At 50.7% G+C, this 20998-nt stretch carries 22 protein-coding genes and 1 pseudogene; 3 read left to right on the top strand and 20 right to left on the bottom strand.

The window, feature by feature from the left end:
- Positions 1-29: 29 nt before the first annotated feature.
- Entirely contained in the window at positions 30-1079 is a 1050-nt protein-coding gene (locus IC804_RS07270) for a GerAB/ArcD/ProY family transporter (RefSeq protein WP_223812910.1), read from the top strand.
- The gene (locus IC804_RS07275; protein WP_081157408.1) at positions 1076-2143 is read left to right on the top strand and encodes a Ger(x)C family spore germination protein; all 1068 of its coding nucleotides are present in this window, start codon (positions 1076-1078) and stop codon (positions 2141-2143) included. The genes IC804_RS07270 and IC804_RS07275 overlap by 4 nt, the downstream gene beginning before the upstream one ends.
- A 45-nt stretch (positions 2144-2188) precedes the next feature.
- Here IC804_RS07275 and IC804_RS07280 read toward each other — a convergent pair whose 3' ends face one another.
- The 4 genes and pseudogenes from IC804_RS07280 to IC804_RS07295 all read right to left on the bottom strand — a co-directional run bounded on the left by IC804_RS07280 (position 2189) and on the right by IC804_RS07295 (position 5213).
- Positions 2189-2332: a hypothetical protein gene (locus IC804_RS07280; protein WP_008880253.1), complete on the bottom strand. Its 144-nt coding sequence runs from the start codon at positions 2330-2332 to the stop codon at positions 2189-2191.
- Positions 2333-2434: 102 nt separating this feature from the next.
- Positions 2435-2629 carry a hypothetical protein gene (locus IC804_RS07285; protein WP_008880254.1) on the bottom strand — a complete coding sequence of 65 codons (195 nt, stop codon included), beginning with the start codon at positions 2627-2629 and terminating at the stop codon, positions 2435-2437.
- A gap of 109 nt (positions 2630-2738) precedes the next feature.
- A pseudogene (locus tag IC804_RS07290) lies at positions 2739-2996 on the bottom strand (adenosylmethionine--8-amino-7-oxononanoate transaminase); the annotation flags it as partial.
- Positions 2997-3377: 381 nt separating this feature from the next.
- On the bottom strand, positions 3378-5213 hold the full coding sequence (locus IC804_RS07295; protein ID WP_081157411.1) for a pyruvate kinase: 1836 nt from the start codon (positions 5211-5213) through the stop codon (positions 3378-3380).
- 411 nt (positions 5214-5624) lie between these two features.
- Here IC804_RS07295 and IC804_RS07300 point away from each other — a divergent pair, with 411 nt between their 5' ends.
- Positions 5625-6188 (top strand): FAD-dependent oxidoreductase, encoded by a 564-nt coding sequence (locus tag IC804_RS07300; RefSeq protein WP_011888151.1) that lies wholly within the window; start codon positions 5625-5627, stop codon positions 6186-6188.
- 158 nt (positions 6189-6346) lie between these two features.
- Here IC804_RS07300 and IC804_RS07305 read toward each other — a convergent pair whose 3' ends face one another.
- The 16 genes from IC804_RS07305 to IC804_RS07380 form a co-directional block, all read right to left on the bottom strand.
- Entirely contained in the window at positions 6347-6814 is a 468-nt protein-coding gene (locus IC804_RS07305; protein WP_008880258.1) for a flavin reductase family protein, read from the bottom strand.
- A 323-nt stretch (positions 6815-7137) separates the two neighbouring features.
- A complete protein-coding gene (locus tag IC804_RS07310; protein ID WP_087960218.1) occupies positions 7138-7356 on the bottom strand; it encodes a hypothetical protein in 219 nt (72 codons plus the stop codon).
- A 57-nt stretch (positions 7357-7413) separates the two neighbouring features.
- Positions 7414-9366: a TRAP transporter permease gene (locus tag IC804_RS07315; protein WP_081157629.1), complete on the bottom strand. Its 1953-nt coding sequence runs from the start codon at positions 9364-9366 to the stop codon at positions 7414-7416.
- Complete coding sequence (locus IC804_RS07320; RefSeq protein ID WP_081157630.1) at positions 9359-9859, bottom strand: DUF1850 domain-containing protein; 501 nt, start codon at positions 9857-9859, stop codon at positions 9359-9361. The genes IC804_RS07315 and IC804_RS07320 overlap by 8 nt, the downstream gene beginning before the upstream one ends.
- Before the next feature lie 74 nt (positions 9860-9933).
- Positions 9934-10938, bottom strand: coding sequence for a TAXI family TRAP transporter solute-binding subunit (locus IC804_RS07325; protein ID WP_171355346.1), 1005 nt, complete (start codon positions 10936-10938; stop codon positions 9934-9936).
- A 404-nt stretch (positions 10939-11342) separates the two neighbouring features.
- Complete coding sequence (locus tag IC804_RS07330) at positions 11343-11810, bottom strand: flavin reductase family protein (protein ID WP_008880258.1); 468 nt, start codon at positions 11808-11810, stop codon at positions 11343-11345.
- 143 nt (positions 11811-11953) lie between these two features.
- Positions 11954-12682 carry an ABC transporter ATP-binding protein gene (locus tag IC804_RS07335; RefSeq protein WP_081157322.1) on the bottom strand — a complete coding sequence of 243 codons (729 nt, stop codon included), beginning with the start codon at positions 12680-12682 and terminating at the stop codon, positions 11954-11956.
- Positions 12676-13455: an ABC transporter ATP-binding protein gene (locus IC804_RS07340; RefSeq protein WP_008880264.1), complete on the bottom strand. Its 780-nt coding sequence runs from the start codon at positions 13453-13455 to the stop codon at positions 12676-12678. Before IC804_RS07340 ends, IC804_RS07335 begins: the two co-directional genes overlap by 7 nt.
- Positions 13452-14522, bottom strand: a complete 1071-nt coding sequence (locus IC804_RS07345) for a branched-chain amino acid ABC transporter permease (RefSeq protein WP_035499353.1) — start codon at positions 14520-14522, stop codon at positions 13452-13454. The genes IC804_RS07340 and IC804_RS07345 overlap by 4 nt, the downstream gene beginning before the upstream one ends.
- Before the next feature lie 6 nt (positions 14523-14528).
- Positions 14529-15410 carry a branched-chain amino acid ABC transporter permease gene (locus IC804_RS07350; RefSeq protein ID WP_008880266.1) on the bottom strand — a complete coding sequence of 294 codons (882 nt, stop codon included), beginning with the start codon at positions 15408-15410 and terminating at the stop codon, positions 14529-14531.
- Between the two features lie 69 nt (positions 15411-15479).
- Entirely contained in the window at positions 15480-16649 is a 1170-nt protein-coding gene (locus IC804_RS07355; protein ID WP_008880267.1) for an ABC transporter substrate-binding protein, read from the bottom strand.
- An 84-nt stretch (positions 16650-16733) separates the two neighbouring features.
- A complete protein-coding gene (locus IC804_RS07360; RefSeq protein ID WP_035499355.1) occupies positions 16734-17381 on the bottom strand; it encodes a GntR family transcriptional regulator in 648 nt (215 codons plus the stop codon).
- A 39-nt stretch (positions 17382-17420) separates the two neighbouring features.
- Positions 17421-18932 carry a 5-carboxymethyl-2-hydroxymuconate semialdehyde dehydrogenase gene (hpaE, locus tag IC804_RS07365; RefSeq protein ID WP_081157323.1) on the bottom strand — a complete coding sequence of 504 codons (1512 nt, stop codon included), beginning with the start codon at positions 18930-18932 and terminating at the stop codon, positions 17421-17423.
- Positions 18933-18947: 15 nt separating this feature from the next.
- Positions 18948-19340: a 5-carboxymethyl-2-hydroxymuconate Delta-isomerase gene (locus IC804_RS07370; RefSeq protein ID WP_060476234.1), complete on the bottom strand. Its 393-nt coding sequence runs from the start codon at positions 19338-19340 to the stop codon at positions 18948-18950.
- Positions 19341-19414: 74 nt separating this feature from the next.
- Positions 19415-20152, bottom strand: coding sequence for a fumarylacetoacetate hydrolase family protein (locus tag IC804_RS07375; protein ID WP_008880271.1), 738 nt, complete (start codon positions 20150-20152; stop codon positions 19415-19417).
- Positions 20149-20931 carry a fumarylacetoacetate hydrolase family protein gene (locus IC804_RS07380; RefSeq protein WP_029761336.1) on the bottom strand — a complete coding sequence of 261 codons (783 nt, stop codon included), beginning with the start codon at positions 20929-20931 and terminating at the stop codon, positions 20149-20151. Before IC804_RS07380 ends, IC804_RS07375 begins: the two co-directional genes overlap by 4 nt.
- Between the last annotated feature and the right edge of the window lie 67 nt (positions 20932-20998).

Here is a 20998-nt window from a genome sequence, read left to right on the forward strand (position 1 = left end):
TTGCCGAACGTCTACAAGTTTCACCTTTCATGACTTTTTTTATCATTATGTCCATGCAAATCGGTATCGGAGTGCTCGGGTTTCAACGGATCATCGCGGAAACCGCCGGACATGATGCGTGGATTTCCGTCCTGCTGGCCGGCGCTTCGTCCCATCTCATTCTCATCTTGATATACTGGCTGTTGCAACAAGCAGATGGCGATTTCGTCCTCCTTCATCAGCGCCTTTTCGGCCGCTGGGTTGGAGGAGTCCTTTCGTTATTGCTTGTCCTTTACTTTGCCATCATACCGTTTGTCGTTTTGAACACATATATCGAAGTGGTTCAAGTATGGATGTTTCCTGACTTGAAAACATGGGAATTTTCCCTCGCATTGTTTCTTCTTTGTTTATACATTACGTTTGGCGGATTCCGGATCGTTGTCGGCATTTGCTTTTTTTTCCTGATCATTCCGAGCTATTTAGTGTTTACCTTTTGGTTTGTCCTTGATTATAGCGACTTTTACCAGTTACTTCCGATCTTCGATCATTCCCCTTCAGCCATTTTGAAGGCAGCGAAGCAAATGACATTGACGATGCTCGGATACGAAACGGTTTTGTTCTTTTACCCTTTTATAAAAGGCGGAAAGCAATCGGCCAAATGGGCGCATGCTGCCGTACTGACGACGACATTGTTTTATACGTTGCTTACCATATTGACGTTGGCCTACTTTAGTGAAAACCAACTGCAGCGGCAAATTTGGCCGACGTTAATGATGTGGAAAGTGGTTGAATTGCCGTTTATTGAACGCTTCGAATATATCGGCATCGCCAACTGGCTGCTGATTATTTTGCCGAACATCTGCTTAGGCTTATGGTGTTCCTCACGTATATGCAAACAACTTTTTTCGATTCGCCAAAAAATGGCTTTACTAGTCATTACAACGATTTGTTTTTTCTGTACGTTATGGATTGACGACCGCGCCGAAATCGATTTCGCCAACACCATTTTAAACAGAGCCGGTTTTTATTTTCTCTATATATGGATTCCTTGCCTCGCAGGCATCACGTATATCGTAAAGAAAGTGAGAGGAAACGTATGAGCATGCGGACCGCTCTGTTGATTGGGGTCACCGTTGTCCTCCTTTGTGGCTGTGTTCGCAAAGAAATTTTGGATGATATCAATATTGAAAGCGCGGTCGGATTTGATGAGGCAGGAAAAGAGAAAATTCGGGGAACCATTGTCATTCCCGTTTACAAAAGAGGGGAGACAGCGAACAAAACGTTGACAACGGTTTCCTCCACAGCGAAAGACGTGCTTGAAGAACTGCAATACAAAACATCCGAGCCACTCGTCAGTGGAAGCATTGAGATCGCCTTGTACGGAAAGCAACTAGCCAAACAAGGAATTTTTCCTTTTATCGATCAATTCCGTCGTGATGCAAGCATCGGGACGAGACTGTATTTAGCAGTGGTCGATGGGACGGCCAAACATTTGCTAGAAGGAAATTACGGCCGGCAAGGAAACGGTATTTATCTCTCCAACTTACTAAAACAAAATATAGAGCGGCGCGATTTGCCAAAAACCAATTTACATTTATTTTTAAAAACGTACTATGCTGATGGAAAAGATCCTTTTTTACCCTATATACGCCGGGTTGGTGAAGATGTACAAGTGATTGGCGTTGTTCTCTTTCGCGGCGATCGGGTAGTCGATACAATTGGGCAAAGTGACATGTTCTACTTTAAAATCGTAGCTGACGGCTATAGTGAAGGCACCCATACGGTCCGATTAAACAATAAAAAATACGTATCAATTAAAAATATCTCGACAAAACGGACCATTTCCTTTTCAGGGCCAAAAACTCGTCCGCATATTCATGTTCATATTGCTCTTGAAGGAATCGTACGCGAATATAAACATGGGCCGTTCACGTCCGCTGTCCGCCGGTCTGTCGAAAAAACGTTTGAACAACAAATTCGTTCGCAAACGGAGGCGCTTCTCCGTCGTTTTCAAGAAAAGCAAATCGATCCGATCGGCTTCGGTGATCTGGCCGCGAGCCGTTACCGCCAGTTTCGCCACCGCGATTTTTATAAGCATTACAGTCAACTTCCGATCCGTATCACCGCTGACGTGACGATTCGCGACACCGGAATCATCGAATAAGCATCCCTGTTTGACCGACGGGATGCTTATTCTTCATGGCTCGTTTTAATACCACCAACCCGGATACGGTGGATACGGCGGATATGGCGGGTACGGATAAAACGGACGCGGGGTGAGGGCACCACCGATCAATCCACCTAAAAACCCGCCGATCAAAGGAGCACCGAACAACAAACCTGGAAATGGCATCTCTCTTTCTCCTTTCCTCCATGAATAAGAATGCGGTACTTTATTCATATGCACACAATAAAAAAAGAGGGTGGGCTGTCCGCCCAACCCCTTCTCCTTTTTTCACCACCAAATCGGGCCATACGAATACGGATAGAAATACGGCGGGAACAATGTGCTGCCGAGCAATCCGCCTAAGAACCCTCCAAAAAACGGCGAGCCAAAAAACGGATATCCAAACGGTCGCCCAAAGCCCCAGGGTCTCCCAAAGCCCCATGGGCGCCAAACGCGTGCATCGGCCATCTCGATATGGTTCACTTTTCTTCCCTCCTTCCCTTAGTCTCACTGTATGTATGATAAACACCCGTTGTTTAGGCTCGCACCCAATCGCCCAAAAAGAAACAGGCGACTATCAAGCCGCCCCAGCCTACATCAGTTCTACACGCACTTGTTCTGACAAACAGGCGATCGAGTCAAACAAAATGCATACGGCCTCATCCACTTCTGCTTCACTCATAGAGAGCACCGGGATGAACATCAATACCAGACCGAGCGGACGGATGATCAATCCGCTTGGGCGCGCCTCAAGAATGATGCGAATCACAACCATTGCGGTGCGCGGAAAAACGACTTTCGTCGCTCGGTCTTTGACGATTTCGATGCCGCACATCAATCCTTTTTGCCGACTTCAGCATCTCATATAGCATTTCTAGCCAATGGAAGGCAAGAGTGCTTCGCACGTTCGTACGAGTGGGTAGTCGCCAGCTCCCGCTTCACACTTCGTCAGAAGTGAAGCGGGAGGCGTTGACACCAATCTGGTTCCGCAAACGCTTTCCCATCTTCAGCCACCCCAATTTAAACAAATTGACGCTCATCCCAAGACGTTCAAACGCCAGCGCGAACATGGACGTGACGACGGTTTTTCCGCCCCTATTCCGGTAATAGAGGCCGTCTTTCCCATTTCCCCCCTTTGCAGTTGGTTTTTATTTTGACGATACCACTCATTTTGTTAATCTTTAATTTATATAAGTTTACATACAAGTAAGAGGCAGCCTGTACCCGCCTCTTACTCCTCTTCGTTCAACAAAGCGAATAAGTGTGGCAGCTCCTTGTCATGTGTCACTGCCTCCCACCGATGTAGGCTTTGCACTTCTTCATTTTCCAATAAAGAAGCCAACATCCGCACAGCTTCAACAATATGAGCTCCTTTATTCAACATGACACATTGCGCCTGCTTCCCTAACGATACATCCGAGATTTCCGCACGCGCTGGCATCCCCTTTTTCGCTAGCTGTTCAAGCACTTGCGTCGCCCAAATGACCGGAACATGAGCCGCCCGGCATAGCGCCAAAATCTCTTGCTGGGTGACGGCCATATGTTCAAATCCGACTTCAAGCGCTAAGTCACCGCGGGCGATCATCACACCGAACGCCGGGAGCTTTAACCCTTCAAGCAAAATGCGGGCTAAGTTTTGGAGCGCCTTCCTCGTTTCAATTTTCGCAATCACCGGGAGCGAAGAAGCCCCGTGCTTTGAAAGCAAGCGATAAAGCTTCCGCAAGTCATAAGGTGTATGGACAAATGACAGTCCGACTATATCGGCATGCTTAGCGATGAACGGAATCAATTCAAGATCGCGGTCGGTAAGCCGCGGAACGGTCAACTGGATGAACGAGTCAGGAAGATGAATGCCCGTCCCTTGCTTGATCGTTTTCTGCTTTCCTCCATCGGCAATGACTTTTGCCTCGATGCACCATTCATGAACCTTGACGACCCTGGCTAAAATTTTGCCATCGTTTAAATACAACCGATCTCCCGCCCGCACGTTGCGCCATGCTTTCGCCAATGTGGTTGTCATCTTTACGCCTTGTTCGGCCTTTGCAGCCGCAAATTGGGCTTCATCGAAATAAATGTAGAGTGTCGTTCCAGTTTTGACAAGTGCTTTCATCGGAATGAACAACGTGGAAGAAAGAGTAAACGATACCGACCCGCCCCACAATTTCATCCCATTTTGCACATAGGCCGTTCGCGAAAGCAGAACTTTAAAACAAGACGGTCCTATCTGTTCCATCACCTTCAATTTTCGTTTTTTCCCACGCACATCATTGAAAAACAGTTCGTCCCCTTGTTCCACAACTGCTTCCTCTTCAGCCGTCAACTCCAAGATGAACGAAACATCATGAGGAAGCGGGGAAAACAGGTTGGAAGAGTCGAAAGAAATGATACCGACCAACGGTTGAACCGACTCTCCATATTCATTTTTCTGTACTGCCAACTTCACCGGTCCTGTATTCACGGCAAGACGGTCGACCCGAATCTTCGGGCCCGGTAAATCCATGTAGATGCGGCAGCGCTTTCCCAACAGTTGTTGTTGCAAACGCTCTTCCGCCTGACGGATGACAGCGGCCAACGTCTCCCATGTTTCCGGCGAACCGTAGGCGCAATTAATACGGGCAATGTCCATGCCGTACAAAAGCAACCGCTCCACGATGTCCGGATGATCGATCCACGCTTCGTCCATTGTCACCATGATGCGTGTCCGCCGGGAATGGCCCCGTGGGCCAAACATGGCTTCCACCTGTTCATCAAGCAGCCGTTTCGCTTCTCTTCTTTTCACCTTTCGGATCTCTTCCCTACGATCAAACGGCGTGCGCAAATAAGTCAAAAACTGTTCCATGGCCGCGATGAGATGAGATTCTTGCCCAGCGAGCAGCAAGCCCTCTTCTTCAAGTGCCTCCATTAAATCTAACGGCATATGCTCGTTCATATATAAATAAGCAAGCAACTGATCCCGGCTTTCTTCACGGGATGAAAGTGGAAAATGTTTTCGTTTTTGTGCGACCCATTCGACCAACGCGTGGTAAAAGGCGGCTAATCGGGCACCTAAATCCCGTTTGTCGTGCATTCGTGGCACCAACCCTCGTGAAAAATGCGGTTTTATTTCTATATATTCGCCGCCGCCAAAAATCAGGACAGAAAAAAAAACCGACGTCATTCGCCGGTTTTCCACTTGAACACTATTACGTCCTTTTTCACCATACTATTTTTGAACAACCAATTTCATTCCACATTGACAAAGCAACGAATGCTTCAGCCGCCGTATAGGTTGATGGCATTGTTCACAAATCTTCGTTTTATTCATTCATGCTTCTCTCCTTTGTCATCCCCTCTGCTTTCTATTATACACACAACTTTATTTAAAGTAAATATAATTTGATAATAAATATCATTTTACAAAACAAATCGTTTGGACTATGTTTCCAACTATGCTACACTGTTTATAGTGTTAATATTCAAACAAAAGGAGGCTGTAAACATGTACGACATTGCCATCATCGGTGCCGGACCGGCAGGAGCGAGCGCCGCGCTTTTCACCGCTAAGGCAGGCAAGAAAACAATCGTGTTTGACAATGATAAAAGCATCACCAAGCGCGCTTGGATCGAAAACCATTATGGCGTCCCGGAAATCAGCGGTCCCGATTTAATCGAAACGGGCAAAAAACAAGCGGCCAAGTTTGGTGCGAACCTAGTGACAGCGCAAGTGACGGACATTCAAAAAACAGAGAGCGGATTCCGGCTCGACACCGACAACGGTTCATATGAAGCGAAACATGTCATTTTCGCTACCGGAGTGGCCACCGATCTGGCAGAAAAAATCGGTCTGCGCACGAAACCAGCCACCGAACCGCGCATTAAAACTGTCATTGCCGTCGATGAAAACGGCAAAACGAACATCGACGGCATTTGGGCGGCCGGCACCGTGGCGGGCACTAGCGTTCATACGATCATCACCGCCGGCGACGGCGCCAAAGTCGCCATTAACGTTATTAGCGAACTGAACGGCGAACGGTATGTCGACCACGATGTACTGAAAAAATAGCAAAAAAGGCTGTCCGAAAAAAGTTGCCTTCCTTCTATCGATGCATTGAGCGCATATAGACGATGAAAAAGGGTGTCCCGTTATTTTGGGACACCCTTTACTCTCATATGAACCGAATAACAGATGCCTCGGCTAGCTGCCAGACACCTGCCTCATCCTTATTGGCCAATGCTTCGATATTTTCCTTCAAAAAATAAGAGCGGATCGCCTGGTTCATCTTTCATCACAATATGGGTCACTTCGCCGAAATAAAGCGTATGGTCGCCGGCGACGTACGTGCTGTGCACACGGCATAACACATTCGCCATCGCATCCGGCAAAATCGGGTGGCCGTCCACCCATTCAAACGCCACATCCCGTTCTTCCTTCAGCTGACCCGCAAACAAACGCGACAAGTCTTCTTGGTCGCGTGTCAAAAGATTGACCGCAAACTTCCCGGTTTGCTTGACGATGTCATGCATCCGCGCTTTATGGCCAATCGAGACGACCACCAGCTTCGGATCAAGCGAAACGGACATAAACGCGTTCGCTGTCATCCCTTTCACTTCCCCTTGAAATTCGGTCGTCACGACCGTCACACCAGTTGCGAATTTCCCCATCGCGTTGCGAAATGTACGATCATCCATCGGTTCTCCCATCCTTCCCTTTTCATCATCTCGTTGTTCTCTTTTGTGATAAAGCAACGCTCATACAGCTTGACGTTTGCTGCTCCCAACAGGCCAATGAAAAATCACTGTGTCCTTCCAGCAATCATTGTTTATTGCTCTAAACATCCGATTTTCTCAATGCGAGAAATCTTTTTTACATTTGCGATTTTCCATCACTAGCCTACTAGGCAGGCGGTTAGCCGTTAGGCGCCTGTTTCAGACAAGCCGATGCTCGATTCCCCACAGGCAAATCTATCCTCATCATAGCAAAAACCAAGCAGGGAAACAACGACGGTGCACCATCATCCATAACCGTACTGAAGATGTCCTTGCTTAAAGCCGGCTGCCTTCTTTCCAGCGCCTGAACCGTTTTCCCATTTGATGCGCAAGAAGGCGGCTACGACTTCGCTATTGACACTACTCCTTTTCTTCAATGGCAGCGCAAGAAAATGACGAGCTTGCATCCATAGATGAAAACGCAACCGCTTGTCCCCAAAGTGACAGATGATGTCATCGCCCATCGCAACCGCAAGAAAAAGGCAGGCCTCATCCAGATGAGCACCTGCCTTTTAGTGGGGTTACGACGCTGTTTGTTGCGCCCGTTCCCGTTTTCCGGCTGCGTATTGAATGGCAAACATGGCAGCAAATAAGACCAATCCAACGATATCGCTGATTTTTTCTGGATAAATCAGCAGCAATCCTGTCACAACCGCCATGGCGCGTTCAAGAATGTTCAGCTTCCGGTACCAAAAGCCGATCATCCCCGTGCTAATGGCTAACATGCCGACAAACGCGGAAAAGACGACCCATATCAAATTTGGAATGGTTGTATCGATCATTAACAGCGCGGGTGAAAGCACAAACATATACGGGATGATAAACGCAGAAATAGCCAACTTTGATGCATTCACACCAGTCCGTAGCGGCTTCCCTCCGGAAATGCCGGCCGCCGCAAACGCCGCAAGCGCCACCGGCGGCGTAATATCAGCAATAATGCCAAAGTAAAAGACGAACAAATGAGCCGCCAATTCCGGCACGCCGGAAGCGATGATTGCTGGCGCGGCGATCGTTGACGTAATGACATAGTTCGCCGTCGTCGGTGACCCCATGCCGAGAATAAGCGATGTCAACATCGTGAAAAATAGCGTTAAAATCAAAATCCCGTTCGACAAATCGACTAACCCGTTCGCCATTTTTAAGCCAAGACCCGTTTTCGTGACGACCCCGACGATAATCCCAGCCGCCGCTGTCGCCGCCGCCACAGACAACGCACTTCTCGCCCCTTCAACTAAAGCGTTGATGATGTCGCGCCATCCTAACCGCGTTTCCTTTTTCAACGCGCTGACCGCAATGATCGCAACGATCGACCAAAGCGCGGCTCTCATCACACTCATTCCGCTCATCAGCAGCAAAATAACGATAAGGATCGGAATGAGCAAGTAAATTTTTCCGAGCACTTCCTTCCGGTTCGGCATTTCTTCCTCTGTCAACCCGCGCAACCCGATTCGCTTCGCTTCAAAGTGCGTCATCATCCAAATGCCGGCGAAATACAAGATCGCTGGGATCGCTGCCGCTTTCGCGATCTCCCAATACGAAATGCCGCCGATAAACTCCACCATCAAAAACGCAGCTGCTCCCATGACCGGAGGCATGAGCTGACCGCCGGTGGACGCCGTCGCCTCCACAGCGCCGGCAAACTCTTTTCCATATCCGAGCCGTTTCATCATCGGAATCGTAAACGATCCGGAAGTAACGACGTTCGCCACTGAACTGCCGCTGATCGTTCCTTGCAGCGCGCTGGAGAACACCGCCACCTTCGCCGGACCGCCGATTCGTCTCCCGGCGACAACGAGCGCCAAGTCATTAAAGTATTCCCCGACACCCGTTTTTACCAAGAAGGCACCAAACAATAAGAAGACGAAAATGTATGTCGCCGATACGTACAGCGGCGTGCCGAAAATGCCTTCCGTCGTAAAAAACATCGTTTTGACGAGCCCTTCCAAATTGACGCCCCGATGGGCTAAAAATCCCGGCATATATGGGCCGAAATAGGCATACAGCAAAAATAGCGACGCAATGATCGTAATCGGCAGCCCAACCGCCCGCCTCGTCGCCTCAAGCACAAGCAATACGGCGACCAACCCAACCGTAAAGTCGAGCGGCGTCATAATGCCGATGCGTTGGACGATGTCATCGAGCATGAGCGGCAAATACGCGCCAACTCCGATCGACAACAGCGATAAAATGATATTGACGATGCCGACGTTGGTGCGATGAAGATTTTTTTTACGCGCTGGAAACAATAAAAAGATAAGCGACAGAGCAAATCCTAAATGAATGGACAATAAAATTTGTTTTGGAAGCGTTTGAAAAATAGAAGCATATAACTGAAAGAGCGAAAAGGAAAGCAGCCCAAAAAAGACAATCCAGCCGAGAGGACCTTTCAATTTGCGCGTCGCTGCTTCCGGATCATATTTTTCCATCAATTGTTGTTGCTCTTCGACAGATAGTTGTTCAAACTTCTCAGCCAAACAACTTCACTCCCTTCCAGCATTGAAACAATGATAGTCGCGTCACCTTGATGCAGACAATGGAGCCGGGAGGGATGACTGTTTTTAACGTCACCGTCTTCCCTTGATAAACGACACGATGGTTGGCGATAACTCGTCCAACGCTCAACCAGATGGATGGAAATTTGCGCTCCATGCCAGTAATATAGTATTTTCCATCGCGAAACGTAAAGGTTTCCCTTGACTCCGCGTTTGCCGGCATCCCGACCGCCGTATCCTCATAGGTGAGAGCGATTTGTTCAATCGTCCCGTCAGCCAGCACTTGATACGTCTCCTCCACCTCCGAACGGTGAATCGAATGCGTATAGCGAATCGCGAACGTGTCCCCTTGAGAAATCGGAATATACGCAGCAACCTGACCTCCCTTTTCAAACGCCAACACTTGGCGGAAAGGAAGGAAAAAGACGGCAGCCACCGCTAGGAGTACACTGGCCGCTAGGATCCGTTTTCGCATCAGCCGCCCCCCTCAGTGGCGGAAATAAGGAAGGGCTGGCGCCATCACTCAAGCCAGTCCTTCCCGCAACATTGTTATTCCGCTTTAACTCCTTTTTCATCAAAATATTTCTTCGCCCCTGGATGAAGCTCGATCGACATGCCGTCCAATGCATTTTCTAGCTTGATTTGTTGGGCTTTGGCATGTTTGACCTTATCCAAGTTTTCAAAAATCGCTTTGGTAATGTTGTAGACCGCGTCTTCCGGCAAATCCTCCCGAGCGACGAGCATCGCGCGCACGGCCACCGTCGGAACCGTTTCCGCTAGCTTATACGTGCCTTGAGGCACTTCGTCTTTCGCATAGTACGGATACTTCTCGATCAGCGCATTGATTTTGTCTTCAGCGATCGGTACAATCACAACTTCTTCCGTTGCTGACAAGCTTTCCACCGCTCCTGTCGGCGTTCCCGCTGTAATAAAGGCGGCGTCAATCGTGCCGTCTTGGATGCCGGAGACGGAATCATCAAACGACAAGTTGCGCGCTTTAATATCATCCAACGTCATGCCGTGAACTTCCAAAATTTGTTCCGCGTTTGCTCTCGTTCCCGAGCCGGCTTCCCCAACGGAAACCACTTTCCCTTTTAAATCTTCAACGGACTGAATGCCTGATTTTTTCGTGGTCACGATTTGAATCGTTTCCGGGTAAAGGGTCGCAATCCCTTTAACGCTTTCAATTTTCTCTTTAAACATGAGCTTTCCTTCCGTCGCATATGTCGCGATGTCGGTTTGAGCAAACGCAACTTCCGCATCGCCCGCATCCAAAATGGCCATGTTTTCCGCCGATGCACCAGAAGTGATGGCATTCGCATCAATGCCGGTTTCATCTTTGATAATGTCAGCAAACGCGCCGCCAAGCGGATAATACGTTCCACCCGTTCCGCCGGTAGCAATACTGAGGAATTTCACATCGCTGTCTTTCTTCCCATCGGCTCCTTCCTTCTCCGTCCCCCCATTACCATTTCCACAAGCGCCAAGCAACAGTGATAGAGAAAGAACAGCCACGGCACTTGTAAACCACTTTCGTTTCTTCAATCCTACCATCCCCTTTCTTTTTTCATCTCCTTTTACGATTATATTGTACAATCGATATTTTCACAACTATCATATTATTTCCATGGTTATTTTTTATCAGTTATCAACAAGTCTATTTTTCTTACTTTTTTATTTTATGCCGGTATAAATATCCCAAAGATCGCTTCTCCATGGTGCAGATTCATTAGAACAATGAACAGACTAGCGACAAGGGGGAAACCATTTCCGGTGAAAAAAGAAGAAACTTCGCCTCTGTGAAGAGTGCTCATTCTATGAATCTATCGCGGAGCAAAAGGGGGAGTTCTACACGTAGATGACTGAGAAACTCTTTCGTGCGTAAACCTCTCTCAACTTCTTCACGAAACAGCAGATGCCTAGCCGGCTATCCGCCGGCCAGCACACCTGCCTCATCCTTATTGGCCAATGCTTCGATATTTTCCTTCAAAAAATAAGAGCGGATCGCCTGGTTCATCTTTCATCACAATATGGGTCACTTCGCCGAAATAAAGCGTATGGTCGCCGGCGACGTACGTGCTGTGCACACGGCATAACACATTCGCCATCGCATCCGGCAAAATCGGGTGGCCGTCCACCCATTCAAACGCCACATCCCGTTCTTCCTTCAGCTGACCCGCAAACAAACGCGACAAGTCTTCTTGGTCGCGTGTCAAAAGATTGACCGCAAACTTCCCGGTTTGCTTGACGATGTCATGCATCCGCGCTTTATGGCCAATCGAGACGACCACCAGCTTCGGATCAAGCGAAACGGACATAAACGCGTTCGCCGTCATCCCTTTCACTTCCCCTTGAAATTCGGTCGTCACGACCGTCACACCGGTTGCGAATTTCCCCATCGCGTTGCGAAATGTGCGATCATCCATCAGTTCTCCCATCCTTTCCCTTTTCGTAAACTTCGTTTGCACAGCTAAAGGACAGAGCCTAAAGCGATGGCCGTCCCATCATTTCGATGTTATACGGCAAAGGCCCTCCTGATCATGGTAAATAAAGAAAGCAATCATAACCACTATCGTCCATGGCCCGCCGATCCGAGATACGCCTCGGCCACCCGCTCATCAACAAGCAGATCAGCGGCTTTCCCGTTTGCCACGATCCGACCGCGTTCGAGAACATACGCATAATCCGCCGTTTGCAGCGCAGCGCGCACGTTTTGCTCGACAAGCACAATGGCGGTATGAAGCTGGTCGCGCAATCGCTTCAGCAACTCCATCATTTCTTTAACGATGAGCGGCGCCAACCCGAGCGATGGTTCGTCAAGCAGCAACAGTTTCGGTTTTGCCATTAAGCCACGAGCGATCGCCAACATTTGCTGCTCCCCGCCGCTTAACAATCCACCTGGGCGATCAAGCATCGTTTTCAATTTCGGAAACAACTCAAGTACTTGCTCGTAATCGCGCTTTACTTCATGAAGATCGCGGCGATAGCGACGATAGGCCCCAAGAAGTATATTATCCTTGACAGACAAGCCATCAAAAATTTGCCGTCTCTCTGGAACAAGGCAAATTCCTCTTTCGACGACTTGTTCCACCTTTCCATACGGGAGCGGTTCATTTTCAAAGAGAATTTCCCCTTCCTTCGGGGCATAAATGCCGGCAATTGTCCCAAGCAACGTACTTTTCCCCGCCCCGTTGGCTCCGACGACAGCGACAATTTCTCCTTCTCTCACTTGCAGATCTACCTCTTTTAACACGTGCAAATGGCCATGATGCACATGGACGTTGCTAACTATCAACATGGCGCCGCCTCCTCTTCACCTAAATACGCCTTAATGACATCCGGATGGCGGGCGATTTCTTCCGGTGTCCCTTCGGCGATTTTTTGGCCGTAATCGAGGACGACAATTCGATCGGCGACCGACATGACCGTTTCCATATCATGCTCCACGAACAAAAACGTGATCCCTTGCTCCCTCATCGCCAACCATACATCAACAAGCTGCTTTGACTCTTGCGGATTGAGCCCGGCCATCGGTTCGTCAAGCAAAATGAGCGAAGGGCGGGAGACAGCAGCCCTGGCAATTTCCACAAGCCGCTGTATCCCATATGGGAGCGTTCCCACCTGCTCCATCGCCAAATCGGCCAATCCGACTTGCTCGAGGCAGGCGAACGCCTCTTCCCGCGCCCGTTTCTCCTCTTTGACCGTATGCGGCAAGCGAAAACCGGCGCTTATGATCCCGCTTTTCAAACGCGGATGGTATCCGACCATCACGTTTTCCAATACGGTCATATCGGCAAACAGCTGCAAGTTTTGAAACGTTCTTGTCATGCCAAGCATCGCCAGCTCATCCGGCCGCTTGCCATTGACCGTCATTCCGCGAAAACGGACGACACCATCTGTCGGCGGAGTAATGCCGCTGATGACGTTGAACAATGTGGTTTTTCCTGCCCCGTTCGGCCCGATCACAGCGACGATGTCTCCTTTTTTCACCCCAAATGACACACGTTGCACCGCCTGAACCCCGCCAAATGATTTGGACAATTGTTCGACTTCCAACAGCATGGCGCTCATCCGTGCCCTCCCCCTATCGAACGCGCCTCATGGCGTTCGGTCGTTGCTGTTGTTCCTGTCTGACTTCCAGCCGTTGTTCTAAATCGTTTCATTCCCTTTTGCACGGCGCCTGTCAATCCGCTAGGCATGTAAATAAGCATGATAATAAGCAGCAAGCCAAAAAAGACGATTTCAAACTCCCCGCCGGCATCCGGCATCAATATTGGAACGACCGCTTTTAGCCATTCGCCTAAGCAAACATAAACAGCAGCGCCAACAAGGCCACCCCATACGCCCGCCGTTCCGCCAATGACGACCATAATGAGAAAATAAATCGAAGGAACGATACCAAATAAGTCCGGGTTGATAAACGTCACATAATGGGCATACAAACTGCCGGCAACCGAAGCATACATGGCGCTAAGCATAAAGATTTGCAGCTTGTATTTGGTGATGTTCACCCCAAGTGAACTGGCCGCCACTTCGCTTCCGTGAATCGCCCGCAGCGCCCTTCCGACCCGAGAGCGGACGATGTTATGGGCAAACCATAAACCGGCAAGGACAAACAGCCAAACAAGGTAATAAAACTGAATATCGGTCTGCAAGGACATCCCCAATACGCTAATCGGCGGAATACCAAAAAAGCCGTTTAACCCTCCGGTGATCGCTTCCCACTCCTTAAACAGCGTAAACATAATGACACCAAATCCTAACGTCGCCAAGGCTAAATAATGCTCACGCAACCGAAACACCGGGATACCCACGACAAACGCCACCAAAGCGGCCAATACCGCCCCAACTGCCATCGCTAGCCAAGGCGGCCATCCTGCATGAGCGGTCAAATAGGCAGACGTGTAAGCGCCGACACCATAAAAAGCGGCTTGGCCGAGCGAAATTTGCCCAGCGTATCCCATCAACAGCGTCATCCCTGTACTGACTAGCGCATAGACCCCAATGATAATGAGCGTGCTCAACAAATAATTGTTTCCTGCCACAAGCCAAGGGAAACCAAGCCAGGCGGCCACCAAAACGAGCAGCACTAGCCGCCTTCGTCCACCTTTGATCCGTTCATCCCGCTCCAACGCCATCCCTCCTTATACCCGTTTCCCTGTCATTTTCGCAAACAATCCATTCGGCATGACAAAGAGCACAAGCAACAGCAACCCGAAACTAACCGCGTCTTTATATCCAGAAGACAAATACCCTTCGGCAAACGATTCGAGCAAGCCGACAAGAAACGCGCCCGCGATCGCGGCCGGAGCGTTCGTCAATCCACCGACAACAGCCGCGATAAATGCTTTCAACCCGATCATAATCCCCATATCATATGAGGCGCCGGAGATCGGGGCGATGACAATCCCCGCCAAAGCACCAAGTCCCGCGCTGACCGCAATGGCGCCAAGGGACATTTTGCGGATGTCAATGCCCATCAGACGAGCAGCAAACGGATTGATCACACAAGCGGTCACCGCTTTCCCAAAATACGTCCGGTGAAAGAACAAGTGTAACCCGATAAAACTAGCGAGCGAAATGACGATCGCCCAAACGCTTTGCCATTGGAGCACCGCCCCAAACATCGAAAGCGATCCACCCCCAGCAAACGGGCGCAAGGCATACGGATCCGTCCCCCAAACAAGCAAAGCGATCCCGCGAAAGACAAATGATGCGCCGATCGTAATAATAATGAGCACGGCGACAGACGAATGACGCGCCGGCTGAATCGCCAACCGCTCAAACAGTCCGCCGATCACCATCGCAGCCATCATGCTCAACCCGATGGCAAGAACAAACGGCACGCCGCTGTTGACCAACGCAATACAAATCAGGGCGCCTAACATCGCGAAATCACCTTGGGCCAAATTCAAAATGCCGGTCACACTGTACGTAATGACAAATCCAAGCGCCACTAATGCATAAATGCTGCCGATCGTCAGCCCAGAAAACAGCAGCTGCACAAACTGGCTCCATGCTTCCATCAGCTTTGTCCTCCCCCATTGGCTAGGTGAAACAAAAGGGAATTAGCATCCTAATTCCCTTTCACTTTCTTAATCCTCTGCCAGTACGAATTTTCCATCTTGAATCTGTACCATCACCAAACTGTCAGCATCCAGCCCGGTATGATCGTCTTTCGACATCCGGAACACACCTGAGATGCCGACAAAATCCGTTGTCTTTTCCAACGCTTCTCGTATATTTTCTTTGTCGGTTTTCCCTTCTTTGATGGCGTTCATCAACAGATGGAACGCATCCCAAGCATGCCCGCCAAATGTCGTCGGTTCATAGTTGTACGTTTTCTCAAACTGTTCTTTATAGGTTAATAGCGTCTCCTTTTGTGGATCGCTGTCCGGGAGCTGATCAGCCACTAAAATACGCCCAGCAGGGAGAATGACGCCGTTCGCCGCTTCGCCAGCCAAATCGATAAAGCTTTTTGTACCAACACCGTGGCTTTCAATAATCGGCACATCAATGCCCAACTCGCGGATATTCTTCGTCACAACTGCTGATTCTTGCGCTGTTCCCCAGACGACGATCGCCTGCGGATTGGCTTTTTTCACTCTTGTCAACATCGCCTTTGCATCGTCGACTGTCGCCTCAAATTCCTCTTCAATCACAGCTTTGACTCCGTACTCCGGAGCATAGTGCGCAAATTCGCTATGCCCGCTTGTGCCATAGGCATTGGCGACGTTGAGCCAGGCGATGCTTGTCCAGCCTTTTTCTTTCAAAAAGCTGAGCAGTTTCTGAATGACGATGTCATCTCCTTGGGCTGTTTTGAATGTCCAATGGCGTGAGGACCCATCGCTTGGGTTGACGATTTGTTTACTTGCTGCGAGGGAAATGTAAGGAATGCCTGCCTTTTCGATGAGCGGGATCATAGCTAGGGAGTTGCCACTGATCGTGCCGCCAATCAGCGCCGTCACTTTGTCTTGCTCGATCAGTTTTTTCGTGGATAATACGGCCTCGTTTTGGTTGGACTTGTCATCATAGGCAATCAACTTGATTTTCTTTCCATCTATACCGCCTTGTTTATTCCATTGCTCCACCAACATTTTGACAGTCTCCATTTCCGGTTTGCCGAGCGGGGCCGCTCCTCCGGAAGCAGAGAAAATGGCGCCAATTTTGATTTCATCCTCAGTTCCGGATGTCGCCGTCTTTCCGCAGGCGGCAACCAAAAGAACGAGCAATGCCGCCAAACAAGCATACACCCTTTTTCTCATCGTCTTTATCCCCCCTTTTAATTGAAATCGCTTCCAATCAAATCAGCCTTCCTCCGCCAAGCGCTCCTGCTTGGCGGAAGGAAGTTAACGCCGCCGCAAAAATGCTTCGATGGTGTTCATTTTATGTTGGCGCGCATACTGCTCCACCTCGTGCGGCGGTGCTTGTTCGCGTAACAGGCGAATCATTTCCCGATGTTCTCCAATCGAAGCTTTCGCCCGCTGCGGGACGAGGGTGAACCCGTAAGCGCGAATGCGCTTCATGCGCTGCCAAATTTGCTTGATTTGCTCTTCTAAATACGCATTGCCACAGTGCGAATAAATCAAAGAATGGAACGCATAGTTCAGCTCGCTGAACCGTTCCAGCTCCAGCTCTTCCAGCGCTCGCTCCATCTGCTCGTTCAACTGTTCCAGCTGCTTGATCGCCTCCTTCGTTAGTTTAGCGGAGCCGAGCGCCGTCGCATAGCCCTCTAAAACCGCCAACACAGACAAGGTTTCCACGTATTCTTTCTCGTTAATCGTGCTGACAACGGCGCCAGCATACGGCTTAAACTCGACCAATCCTTCCGCCTCAAGCTGGCGGATCGCCTCGCGCACCGGGATGCTGCTTAACCCCAACTCGCGAGCAATTTGATCGATGACGACACGATATCCTGGCCCGTAGGCGCCGCTTTCGATGTGGGACAAAATATACTCATACGCCAACTGTGTCTTGTTTTTCGCTTTTGCTTCCATACGTTTATCATATACCATGCCATATATGTTCGCTAGCAGTTATTTCTGTTCGACCGATAAGGCGGATGAAGGCTTCGTTTTGCCGAATGAAGGAATCGGCGGGTCGCCGACGGCGACATGGACAACTTGCACTTCCGTGTAAAAGTCAAAGCTGTAATGCCCGCCTTCTCGGCCGATGCCGCTATATTTTGTCCCACCAAATGGAATGCGCAAATCGCGGACGTTTGGCGAGTTGACCCACGCCATCCCGCTTTCGATCGCTTGGGCGACGCGGTGTCCACGCTTCATATCGTTCGTCCAGACGTATGCTGCTAGCCCGTATTTCACATCATTTGCCAACCGGATCGCCTCTTGTTCATCAGCAAACGCCATGACCGCCATCACGGGGCCAAAGATTTCTTCTTGCGCCACCTTCATGCGATTATGACAGCCAAGCAGCAGCGTCGGCGGCACGAAATTGCCTTTTTCCAATCCTTCCGGCACGCGTGCGGCGTAAACGTCCGCTCCTTCTTGCTTGGCGATCTCAATGTAGCGGTTCACCCGCTCCCAGTGGGCGCGATGAATGAGCGGACCCAGCTCGGTCGCCGGATTCATCGGATCGCCGATGACGATTTGATCGACGCGCTGTTTCAGCCGTTCCACAAACTCATCATATATCGATTGTTCCAACAACAATCGCGAATTGGCGGTGCACCGTTCGCCATTGAGCGAAAACACGCCCCACACTGCCGCATCGAGCGCCCGTTCCATGTCCGCGTCGGCAAAGACGATGAGCGGTGACTTGCCGCCAAGTTCCATCGACGTTTTCTTCAACGTCGCGGCACTGTTGCGGATGATTTCCATGCCGGTTGTCGTCTCCCCGGTGAAGGATATGAGGCGCACGTCCGGATGGGCAACAAGCGCAGCACCCGCTGTCTCACCAAATCCATGCACAACGTTGAACACTCCGGCAGGCAATCCGGCTTCATCGATGATTTCTGCCAGTTTATTAGCCGTCAACGGCGACCACTCAGCCGGTTTCAAGACGACCGTATTGCCGGTTGCGAGCGCCGGGGCAACTTTCCACGTCTCAAGCATAAACGGCGTATTCCATGGTGTGATCAGCCCCGCGACTCCGACCGGTTTATAGACCGTATAGTTTAAAAACTGTCCATTGACGTGATACGCCTCACCGACAAGGCGCGTTTTTACCATTTCGGCGTAAAAACGGAAGTTTTCCGCCGCACGGGCAGCCTGTTTTTTCGCTTGGCTGATCGGAATGCCGGTGTCGAGCGCCTCTAAGTAGGCGATCTCTTCTTTATACCGTTCAATCAACTCAGCGATGCGAAGCACGTAACGAAGCCGCTCCTCGACCGGCATCGTCCGCCACGGGCCGCCATCAAACGCGTCCTTCGCAGCCCGGACCGCCGCATCGATATCTTCTTTGTTCCCTTCCGCCACTTGGTTAATCGGTTCATTCGTAAAAGGGTTTATGTTGTCAAAAAACGCGCCGTTCGCACTTTCGACAAACTGCCCATTAATATAATGAAGCACGTTCGGTTGCGTTGCCATTCGTCTCCCCCTCTGCTACGGCGTTGTTCGATAACGCGCATGAATGTTGTTATGCTTGTACGTCCCCGCCTCGCTGAATTCATATAACTCGAGCGACAACGCCAAATACCGCTTGGCAAACAGCGGGGCGAAATGGTCTTTCATAATCGCAAACAGTTCATCGCCGACTGCTTTTTTCACTGCCTCTGGGCGACCGGCACCGATTTTCAGCGTCCCATGCACAAAAGCATCATCATGGGAGCCATCCGCCACACAATACTCATGAAGCCGGATGGCTCGTGAACGGATGCCGCCGATCGGAAACCAATCGCTCCGGCGTATCAATGCTTGATTGATTTTCGTCAGCAAGCCGCGAATGTCGGCCTCTTCGCCAAGATTGTCCGTATATTCCAAAACAAAGTGCGGCATCGCGCTTCCTCCCTTTCGTTCTGAAAAGGCCCCGTGCTCTTTAACTGAATGGTTCGCGCATCGTTGGATGCTGGTTATTCAATGTAATTGATGAGCCGGCCGATACGCTCAATTTCCGCGACGACTTCATCGCCGGGCTGAACGTTCACCGCCCCTTTCGGTGTGCCGGTCAAAATCAGATCGCCTGGCGCGAGCGTCATAAAACTCGTAATATATTCAAGCAAATATGGAATGGAAAAAATCATATCGCCTGTATATCCTTCCTGCACGAGCGCTCCATTGACATACGTCCGCAACGCCAGCGCCATCGGATCGCCAACTTCCTCATGGCTGACAATCCACGGGCCGAGCGGCGTTGTTCGGTCACGGTTTTTAACGCGAAAATTCGGTCGGTAGTAATTTTCCAAGTAATCGCGAACAGCGTAATCGTTGGCAATCGTGTACCCCCAAATGTAATCATACGCCTGTTCTGCCTTCACTCGACGAGCCGGGCGGCCGATGACCACGGCGAGTTCGCATTCGTAATGCATCATGTCAACCCCTGCCGGCCGGACGGTGCGGCCGCGGTGGCCGATTAGCGTGTTTTTCCCTTTGAAAAAGAAAAGCGGCTCTTTCGGAGCGGCAAACGACAACTCCCCGGCATGATCCGCGTAATTCAACCCAAGCGCCACGATCGTGCGCGGCTCGACCGGGGGAAGCCACATCACCTCATGCTCATCGACGATCGTTCCATCCGGCAGAAGAAGGCGGCCGCTGTCAAGCGGCTCGGCTTCGGTCACCGTTCCGTTCCACGCGACGCGCGCCTGCTTCATTCCCCTTCTCCCCCTTCTTCGGCAACGATCGGATTTTCCAACGCGCCGATCCCGTCCATTTCGATGCGCACCACATCCCCTGCCGAAACGAGCGGGGCGTCGGCCGGCCAGCTGAAAAACAGCACATCGCCCTGCTCAAGCGTCATAAACTCGGTCACGTCCGCGAGCCATTGTTCAGGCGGGCGCCGAAAACGACGGAGATCGACGCATTGAACAAGACGGCCGTTTACATATACGCGTGCCGCCAACGACGACAGCGGCACGGTTTCCTCTTTTGGCACCACCCATGGACCGATCGGAGTGAACCCGTCGCGCGCCTGCTCCTTCACCGCCGGGCGGTACAGCTGCTCATGCGGGATGGACAAATCGTTTACAATCGTATAGCCGAATACGACATCGAGCGCCCCCTCAGGACGGACGCGCGCGGCCGTCCGCCCGATGACAAGGCCGATCGCTGGAGCGGTGCGAAGCCGGTTGACGCCGGACGGGAGAACGACCGGCCTCCGATGGGCGTTGATCGTATTGGCCGGCTTCATATACAGCACCGGACCTTCCGGTGGCTTCCGATACGGCGGGGCGGTCATCGCCTCGGCCATCGCCTCCCATTCCCGTCGATCATTGAGCGCCACCCCATACACGGCACCGACTTCCGGCGCATCCCACTCCCATTCATCGATGCGCGATGTTCGTCTGTCCAACGTCACCGTCCCGCCGCGCCAGTCCACTTCCGCCTCAATCGAATGCCGCCGTCCGGCCAGGCGCAGCCGCACATTCACGATCGCCTCTCTCCCTTCCATCGCGGTAATCAACGTCACAGCCTCTCCATGTCAAGACCGGTGGGCGCGC

The organism is Geobacillus sp. 47C-IIb, from assembly GCF_014679705.1.
Taxonomy (GTDB): domain Bacteria; phylum Bacillota; class Bacilli; order Bacillales; family Anoxybacillaceae; genus Geobacillus; species Geobacillus thermodenitrificans.

Bases quoted from the DNA above. Each gene is read 5' to 3' on its own strand.
- IC804_RS07355 (WP_008880267.1), bottom strand. From the start codon at position 16,649: ATGAGAAAAAGGGTGTATGCTTGTTTGGCGGCATTGCTCGTTCTTTTG.
- IC804_RS07310 (WP_087960218.1), bottom strand. From the start codon at position 7,356: ATGGGCGATGACATCATCTGTCACTTTGGGGACAAGCGGTTGCGTTTT.
- IC804_RS07325 (WP_171355346.1), bottom strand. From the start codon at position 10,938: ATGGTAGGATTGAAGAAACGAAAGTGGTTTACAAGTGCCGTGGCTGTT.
- IC804_RS07275 (WP_081157408.1), top strand. From the start codon at position 1,076: ATGAGCATGCGGACCGCTCTGTTGATTGGGGTCACCGTTGTCCTCCTT.
- hpaE (WP_081157323.1), bottom strand. From the start codon at position 18,932: ATGGCAACGCAACCGAACGTGCTTCATTATATTAATGGGCAGTTTGTC.
- IC804_RS07360 (WP_035499355.1), bottom strand. From the start codon at position 17,381: ATGGAAGCAAAAGCGAAAAACAAGACACAGTTGGCGTATGAGTATATT.
- IC804_RS07270 (WP_223812910.1), top strand. From the start codon at position 30: ATGACTTTTTTTATCATTATGTCCATGCAAATCGGTATCGGAGTGCTC.
- IC804_RS07320 (WP_081157630.1), bottom strand. From the start codon at position 9,859: ATGCGAAAACGGATCCTAGCGGCCAGTGTACTCCTAGCGGTGGCTGCC.
- IC804_RS07295 (WP_081157411.1), bottom strand. From the start codon at position 5,213: ATGCACGACAAACGGGATTTAGGTGCCCGATTAGCCGCCTTTTACCAC.
- IC804_RS07305 (WP_008880258.1), bottom strand. From the start codon at position 6,814: ATGGATGATCGTACATTTCGCAACGCGATGGGGAAATTCGCAACTGGT.
- IC804_RS07335 (WP_081157322.1), bottom strand. From the start codon at position 12,682: ATGTTGATAGTTAGCAACGTCCATGTGCATCATGGCCATTTGCACGTG.
- IC804_RS07345 (WP_035499353.1), bottom strand. From the start codon at position 14,522: ATGGCGTTGGAGCGGGATGAACGGATCAAAGGTGGACGAAGGCGGCTA.
- IC804_RS07350 (WP_008880266.1), bottom strand. From the start codon at position 15,410: ATGGAAGCATGGAGCCAGTTTGTGCAGCTGCTGTTTTCTGGGCTGACG.
- IC804_RS07340 (WP_008880264.1), bottom strand. From the start codon at position 13,455: ATGAGCGCCATGCTGTTGGAAGTCGAACAATTGTCCAAATCATTTGGC.
- IC804_RS07300 (WP_011888151.1), top strand. From the start codon at position 5,625: ATGTACGACATTGCCATCATCGGTGCCGGACCGGCAGGAGCGAGCGCC.
- IC804_RS07280 (WP_008880253.1), bottom strand. From the start codon at position 2,332: ATGCCATTTCCAGGTTTGTTGTTCGGTGCTCCTTTGATCGGCGGGTTT.
- IC804_RS07375 (WP_008880271.1), bottom strand. From the start codon at position 20,152: ATGAAGCAGGCGCGCGTCGCGTGGAACGGAACGGTGACCGAAGCCGAG.
- IC804_RS07370 (WP_060476234.1), bottom strand. From the start codon at position 19,340: ATGCCGCACTTTGTTTTGGAATATACGGACAATCTTGGCGAAGAGGCC.
- IC804_RS07330 (WP_008880258.1), bottom strand. From the start codon at position 11,810: ATGGATGATCGCACATTTCGCAACGCGATGGGGAAATTCGCAACCGGT.